At 68.0% G+C, this 6748-nt stretch carries 7 protein-coding genes; 3 read left to right on the top strand and 4 right to left on the bottom strand.

The window, feature by feature from the left end; translation table 11 throughout:
* Positions 1-50: 50 nt before the first annotated feature.
* Positions 51-1535, bottom strand: a complete 1485-nt coding sequence (locus DBV14_RS28110; protein ID WP_124464371.1) for a glycosyltransferase — start codon at positions 1533-1535, stop codon at positions 51-53.
* Positions 1536-1662: 127 nt separating this feature from the next.
* On the opposite strand from DBV14_RS28110, the gene DBV14_RS28105 reads away from it, so the two are divergent.
* Complete coding sequence (locus DBV14_RS28105) at positions 1663-2223, top strand: cytochrome b (protein WP_124464369.1); 561 nt, start codon at positions 1663-1665, stop codon at positions 2221-2223.
* A complete protein-coding gene (locus DBV14_RS28100) occupies positions 2220-3101 on the top strand; it encodes an alpha/beta fold hydrolase (RefSeq protein WP_124464367.1) in 882 nt (293 codons plus the stop codon). Before DBV14_RS28105 ends, DBV14_RS28100 begins: the two co-directional genes overlap by 4 nt.
* A gap of 12 nt (positions 3102-3113) precedes the next feature.
* Here the strand turns inward: DBV14_RS28100 and DBV14_RS28095 are convergent, their stop codons facing one another.
* Positions 3114-4262, bottom strand: coding sequence for an ABC transporter substrate-binding protein (locus DBV14_RS28095; protein WP_124464365.1), 1149 nt, complete (start codon positions 4260-4262; stop codon positions 3114-3116).
* A 114-nt stretch (positions 4263-4376) separates the two neighbouring features.
* On the opposite strand from DBV14_RS28095, the gene DBV14_RS28090 reads away from it, so the two are divergent.
* A complete protein-coding gene (locus tag DBV14_RS28090; protein ID WP_124464363.1) occupies positions 4377-5297 on the top strand; it encodes a LysR substrate-binding domain-containing protein in 921 nt (306 codons plus the stop codon).
* Here the strand turns inward: DBV14_RS28090 and DBV14_RS28085 are convergent.
* Complete coding sequence (locus DBV14_RS28085; RefSeq protein WP_124464361.1) at positions 5283-5909, bottom strand: 2-hydroxychromene-2-carboxylate isomerase; 627 nt, start codon at positions 5907-5909, stop codon at positions 5283-5285. The genes DBV14_RS28090 and DBV14_RS28085 overlap by 15 nt on opposite strands.
* Positions 5906-6748: a CmcJ/NvfI family oxidoreductase gene (locus tag DBV14_RS28080; RefSeq protein WP_124464359.1), complete on the bottom strand. Its 843-nt coding sequence runs from the start codon at positions 6746-6748 to the stop codon at positions 5906-5908. The genes DBV14_RS28085 and DBV14_RS28080 overlap by 4 nt, the downstream gene beginning before the upstream one ends.

Here is a 6748-nt window from a genome sequence, read left to right as displayed (position 1 = left end):
CCGCTCCCAAACAGCAGCGCCCTGAACAAGAGCGCAAAGAACAGGCAAGCCTAAGACCCGCGACGCCCAACACCGTCAGCATCGACCAGCCCCACGCGCGTCTGCCGACCCCATGTGCCGCGCCCTGTAAGGAACGTCCACCAGCCCCACGCCGCCCCCGTGTGACGCAGGATCTGGAACGTGAACGGCTCGACCAGCGCTGCCAGAAAGGCCTGCGCCATGCTGCCCTCGCTGCGGTGGCCTATCCAGCGGCGGTACAGGTATACCGACCACAGGTGAAAGGCCAAGTCGAGCACGATCTTCGCGCCGATCACGCCCGCCACCGGCGCCAGCACCCCGAAGTTGCCGCGCACCAGGTACATCAGCAGCAGCCCGAAAGCTGCCAGTCCGTACAGCGGTTGCAGCGTGTCGATCGCCTTCACCGGCAGCATTGCAATGCCCAGCCAGCCGTAGCGCCGGTCGCCCACCATCGCGCGGTACCAGTATTGCGTCTGCAAGAAGCCACCGAACCAGCGCCGGCGCTGGCGCAGGAACGCGCCCACGCTGCTCGGTGCATCGGTGTGCGCCTGCGCATCGCCCAGCACACGCACGGTCCAGGGCAGGCCGTGCGCCTGCGCGTGGCGGTGCAGGCGGTGAATGAGCTCGTAGTCTTCCACCAGGCAATCGGTGTCGAAGCCGCCGACCGCGCGCACCGCGTCGAGCCGGAAGCCCGCGAAGGCACCCGAGATCAGCAGCAGGCCGTTGACGCGCATCCATGCATAGCGCGAGAGAAAGTTGCGGATGTACTCGTAGGTCTGGAACCACTGGAAGCAGCGGCCCGTCAGCGTGCGGCTGCACACCGGCGTGATGACGCCCGTGGCCGCCACCAGGTTCGGCTCCGATGAAAACGCATCGCGAACCGCGCCGATGGCCTTGTGGTCGAGCAGCGTGTCGCCGTCCACCGTGAGCACCGTGTCGGTGTCGATGCAGAGAATGGCCGCGTTCAGCGCCACTGCCTTGCCGCCGTGCGGCAGCCGCAGCCAGTACAGGCCCGGGTGCGTGGTGCTGGCCGCGCTCAGTTGGCCCAGGGGCGGCTCGGCCAGGCCGTAGCGCGTGGTCAGCAGTTCGGCGGTGCCGTCGCTGGAGCCGTCGTCCGCGATCACGATGCGGTCAGGCAGGTCGCTCTGGCCCAGCAGCGCGGCCAGCGTCACGGGCAGCACCGCGGCTTCGTTGTGCGAGGCGACGATCACGCCCAGCGTATTGCGGCGCATGGGGCGGCCCGCTTCGGCGGATGCGGTTTCTGAAGCGGGCACGGGCCTGGGCCGCAGGATCGGCAGCGTCATCCATCCTACGAACAGCAGCAGCACGGTGTCGTACAGCACATAGGCCACGCCGACCGACCAGGCCCGTACGTTGCCGACGCGAAAGGCCATGGCAAAGAGCAGGGCCCACAGCACGAGCACGCCCCCATGAATCAGCCAGCTTCGCAGCGGGGTGCTGGGGGGAGACAGGCGCGGCGATGCGGCCACGAAAGCGCGTTGGAGGGAATCGTTCAAGAGGAGGTGCCCAGGCGACGAACGGAGTACGCAAAAAATCGGCCAGCGGTTTCGAAAGGCCCGGAACAATGCCGGGACAATCGCAAGCGCCCCTGACTGAGTCGGCCCACGCCCGAAAATTCCCCGCATGCCCGTACAAACCCGCTACACCCGAACCGCCATCGCATTGCACTGGCTGGTCGCGGTGCTCATGGCCGCCAACATTGCACTGATTCTGCTGGTCGACCATTACCCCGACGACTGGGTGCGCCCGGCCGTCGACACGCACAAGTCGATCGGCATCACGGTGCTGGGGCTGGTGATCCTGCGGCTGCTGTGGCGCGCCACGCACCGGCCGCCGGCCATGCCCGGCTCGTACGGAAAGCTCGAGCGTTTTGCCGCGCATGCGGCGCACGGCGTGCTGTACCTGCTGATGATTCTGCTGCCGCTGTCGGGCTGGATGCACGACTCGGCCTGGAAGGACGCGGCCACGCACCCGATGCAGCTTTTCGGGCTGTTCGAATGGCCGCGCATCGGCTGGATCATGGCCATCGAGCCGGCCGTGAAGGAAACTTGGCACACGGTGCTCGGCGGCGTTCATGCCTGGGCCGGCTACGTGCTCTACGTGATGTTCGGGCTGCACGTGCTGGGTGCGCTCAAGCACCAGTTTCTCGATGGCGAGGCCGAGCTTCAACGGATGCTGCCATGAGCGGCACCAGCACCAGCACTGGCACGGCGGAACTGGAACAGGCCCGCGCCGAAATCGCGCGCATCGACGCGCTCTCTACGCACCATGACCCGGTGCACGAGGGCGTGCGCGTGCGCTGGCGCCGCTTCGGCACTGACACCTCGAAGCCGCCGCTGGTGCTGCTGCATGGCGGCCACGGCAGCTGGATGCACTGGCTGCGCAATGCCGAGGCGCTGTCGGCCGGCCGCACGCTCTGGCTGCCCGACATGCCGGGCTTTCACGATTCCGATGCGCTGCCCCGCGTGGCGCCCGGCGAAGACTCGCTCCCGCCGCTGCTGAAGGCGCTGGGCGGCACGCTCGACGCGCTGATCGGCGCCGGCACGCCCATCGACCTGGGCGGTTTTTCTTTCGGCGGCCTCACTGCCGCGCGCTTCGCGGTGCAGCGCCGCGCGATACGGCGCATGGCGCTCCTGGGCAGCGGCGGCCATGGCACGCTGCGGCGCATGACGGTGCAGATGATCAACTGGCGCGCCGCGCCCGACCGCGAGGCGGAGCGCACCGCGCTGCTGCACAACCTTGGCGCGCTGATGCTTCACGACAAGGCGGCCATCGACCCGCTGGCCTTCGAGATTCACGATGTCTCGTGTCACGGCACGCGCTTTCGCAGCAAGGAGGTGTCGCTCTCTGGCGGGCTGCAGGCGGCACTCGACACGCTGGGCGTGCCGACGCTGCTGCTCTGGGGCGAATACGACGTCACCGCCGACCCACGGCCGCTGGTGGCGCAACTGTTGGCCGAAGGGCCGGGCCGCGAAGGCTCGGTGATCGATGGCGCCGGGCACTGGGTGCAGTACGAGCGCGCCGCGCAGGTCAACGCGCGGCTGCTGCGGTTCCTGGACTGAGGCTGAAAGGGCTCAGCGCAAATAGCGCCCGTCGGCCTTCAGCATCGACAGCTCGGAGAAGGTCAGCCCCCGGTGCTCGCCGGGCCTGTAAGACACGGCAATGCCGCCGATGTCGAGCGTCTTGAAAGACTCGAGCCCCTTGTGCAGCGTGTCCGGCGTCGGGTTGGGCCCCGCGCGCTTCAGGCCTTCGACCATGACCTTGGCCGTGACGTAGCCCTCGAGGCTGGCATAGCTGAACTCGGTGGCACCGATCTTCTTCATGGCCGACTGGTACTCGGCAATCACCGGCATCGCGCTGTTCCACGGATAGGGCACGACCTGCGAGATGACCACGCCGGCCGCGTCTTTCTTGATGTCCTGGAACAGCTTCTGCCCGTTCAGGAAAGAGAACGAATAAAAAGCCGTCTCGCCGCCGGCCGCGCGGTAGGCCGTGATGAACTTCGCCGCCACGTCGTTGGTGGCCGACAGCACCACCGCCTTGGGCTTGAGCTTTGCCAGTTCGGCCGCGCGCTCGGCGGCGTCGGAGCCGTCGTTCTTGATGGCCACGCTGCCGACCATCTTGTCGCCGCGCTCGGCAATGAACTTCTGCGTGCTCTCCATCGCCGAGCGCGCGCCCGGGTTGTCGTTGTGCGCAAAGGCGATGCGCGACAGGCCGATGGTGAAGAGGTGGTTCACGATGCGGCTGTATTCCTCGTCGAAGCTGATGCGCACAGGAAAGCCGTATTCGGAAAACTTCACCACCGGGCCCGCGCCGGTATAGGGGCCGACCACGGGCACCTTGAGCTCGTTGGCCGCCTTCAGGGCGCCGACCGACGACGAGGTGCCGATGGGCATCAGGATGCCGACCGCGCCGTCGTTGACGAAGGCCTTCACGTTCTCGGCGCCCTTGGCCGGGTCGTAGGCGTCGTCGAACTGGCGCAGCTCGACCGGCCGGCCGTTGATGCCGCCGCTGGCGTTCAGCGCGGTGAACATGGCGCGGATGCCGATGAGCGGCTCGGTCGACAGCGAGGCCAGCGGACCGGTCTTCACGTAGGTCTGGCCGACCAAGATTGGCTTGGTCTGTGCCTGTGCTTGCGTCTGTGCGGCAGGCAGCAGGCCGAGGAGGGCGAAGGCAAAAGCGGCCAGGGCCGGAACCCGCAAATGAATCTTTTTGTGTGTCATGGTCACAAACTGTTAATAAATCATCTTAAGGCTCGGCTCTCCGCGGGTAAATCGCTCTGTGGTTGCCGCGCGGCACCGGCCGCATGAGAATCCGCCTTCATATTCATCATGGGAATGCCACTTTCACTCCTTCGCATGGCCTCGCTCGACCTGGTGCGGGGCTTTGTCGCGGTGGGGCGGCGAATGAGCATCTCGCTGGCGGCGCAGGACCTGTGCCTTACGCAGTCGGCGGTCAGCAAGCAGGTGCATGCGCTTGAAGAACAGCTCGGCGTGAAGCTGCTGGTGCGTGGCCACCGTTCGATTTCTTTCACCACCGAGGGCGAGCGGCTCTTTCGCAGTGCCGACGGCGCCGTGCAGCAACTGCAGGACGTGATGGGTGGCATCCGCCAGGCCGGCGAGCAGCGCCCCGTGACCTTGAGCGCGAGCATCGGCATGACCGGGCTCTGGCTGCTGCCCCGGCTGAGCCATGTGCAGAAGCTGCACCCGGGCGTGGACGTGCGCGTTTCGTCCAACAACCAGCTGGCCGACCTGCGCAACGAGGGCATCGACCTGGCCATCCGCTACACCACGCCCGCGCTGGCGCCGGCCGGTGCGCTGCGGCTCTTCGGCGAAACCGTGGCGCCCGTGGCGCATCCTTCGCTGGGCTTGAAGCAACTGCGCTCGGCCGGGGACGTGTCGGGCCTGTGCCTGCTGGCGTTCGACGACCCCCAGCACCCGTGGCTGCAGTGGAGCGACTGGCTGGCGGCCGTGGGCTGGGCCGACGCGAAGCCGCAGGCGGTGCTGCACTTCAACCAGTACGACCAGCTGATCCAGGCCGCGCTGGCCGGGCAGGGCGTGGCGCTGGGTCGGCTCGAACTGATCCAGCCGCTGCTCGATGAAAAGCGCCTTGCCCGGGTGGCCTCACCCGCGCCCGCGCAGGCCTCGGGGCACGCCTACTGGCTGATCCAGGCCGAAGAGGCCCCGCGCGAAGACGTGCGCCATGTGGCCGCCTGGCTGGCGGCCGAGGCGCGGCAACAGCGGTCAGGCGCTGCCTGACCCTGCCGCCCGGCAGAACGCCAGCGCGTCGTCGAGGCGGTCGTTGCCCCAGAACATTTCGTCGCCGGCAAAGAAGGTGGGTGCGCCGAAGATGCCTTTTTCGGCGGCGCTTCCGGTCTGGCGCCGCAGCTTCAGCTTGTTCAAGTCGCAGACGGCTTCCTCGATGATCCGGTGCGCCGGCAGCCCCATGTCGACCAGCAGCGTGTGCATGGCCTGCGGCGAATCGATGCCGCGGTCTTCGGCGAAATTCATTGCCATCGTGCGGCGGCAGAACTCGCCCATCCATGGCTGTTCGGCGCCCACCAGCGCGATGCGCAGCGGCAGCACCGCCGGCCGCGGAAAGTGCGTCGGCTGCTTCCACGGCAGGCCGTGCTTGCGGCACTGGCGGGCCATGTCTTTCCACGCGTAGTCGCCTTTCTGCTTCTGCCGCACGAAGGGCGACGACTCCCAGCCGAACGAACGGAAGATCGGTCCCAGCAGAAAGGGCCGCCAGCGGATGCCGACACCGTGGCGAGCCGCCTCCTGCTCGATGCGCATGACGCTCAGGTAGCTGTAGTTGCTGCCGAAGTCGAACCAGAAGTCGAGCATGGGCAGGGCGCCGGGCGGCGTCATTCGAACACCACCAGGCAGCGGGCCTCGATGCTTTCGCGCAGTGGCGCGTCGGCGGGTGCATCGGGGTGGTCGAAGGCCGCGTGCGGCGTGTAGCGCGACACGCCGCTCAGTTGCGAGTCGTACTGCTTGAAGACCAGCGCCTCGTGCCGGTCCATCGCCGAAAAGTACGACCAGCGATGCGCGGGCGAATGGGTCGCCAGATAGATCTCGCCGGTGCGGCGCGGGTAGCGCACCTCGGCGCTGACCAGGTCCGTTGCCATGACCGAGCGCGCGTCGCACACGGCCAGCGGCGTGTCGAGCACCGGGCCCCTGATCGAGCGCCAGACGTTGACGATGCAGTAGCGCCGCACGGCCTTTGCCGCGGCGGCGTCGGCCAGCACCAGGCCCAGCCGGCGGCGGCCCGATTCTTCGGTGTAGTCGTTGTGGATGCGGCCGTTGGCGGCGGCCCTGCCGTCGGTCGCGCGGCGGCCGAAGCTCAGCGCCACGCGGTCGGCTTCGCGCCGGCGCACCAGGTGGTCGAACACATGGGCCCGCGCGCCGCCCGTGACCTGCAGCGCCAGTTCGGCCACCTCGCGGTGATAGATCGCCGTGACCTCGGCATCGTCAAGAAAGTCGGCCACGGCCGTGGGCGCATCGCGCAGCACGAAGCCTTCGCGCTCGATGTCGGCCGGCACCGCTGCGGCGCGCGCATCCGCAATCGGCACGGGGCGCAGTTCGTAGCTGCCGCTTTCCCAGGGCGTGCCGGGCGGCGGCTGGAAGGTGTAGCTGAACGGGCGCAGCGCGCTGGGCTGCAGGTAGTTCAGGCCGGCGGTAACGGTGGGGTGGCTCAGGTCGTTCAT

Source organism: Variovorax sp. KBW07, from assembly GCF_003852515.1.
Taxonomy (GTDB): Bacteria; Pseudomonadota; Gammaproteobacteria; order Burkholderiales; family Burkholderiaceae_C; genus Variovorax.
Note: the sequence above shows the minus strand (reverse complement) of the source record. Positions and strands in the feature narration are given on the sequence as shown.

Coding starts and splice junctions, on each gene's coding strand:
- DBV14_RS28105 (WP_124464369.1), top strand. CDS start 1,663: ATGCCCGTACAAACCCGCTACACCCGAACCGCCATCGCATTGCACTGG.
- DBV14_RS28100 (WP_124464367.1), top strand. CDS start 2,220: ATGAGCGGCACCAGCACCAGCACTGGCACGGCGGAACTGGAACAGGCC.
- DBV14_RS28095 (WP_124464365.1), bottom strand. CDS start 4,262: ATGACACACAAAAAGATTCATTTGCGGGTTCCGGCCCTGGCCGCTTTT.
- DBV14_RS28090 (WP_124464363.1), top strand. CDS start 4,377: ATGCCACTTTCACTCCTTCGCATGGCCTCGCTCGACCTGGTGCGGGGC.
- DBV14_RS28085 (WP_124464361.1), bottom strand. CDS start 5,909: ATGACGCCGCCCGGCGCCCTGCCCATGCTCGACTTCTGGTTCGACTTC.
- DBV14_RS28080 (WP_124464359.1), bottom strand. CDS start 6,748: ATGAACGACCTGAGCCACCCCACCGTTACCGCCGGCCTGAACTACCTG.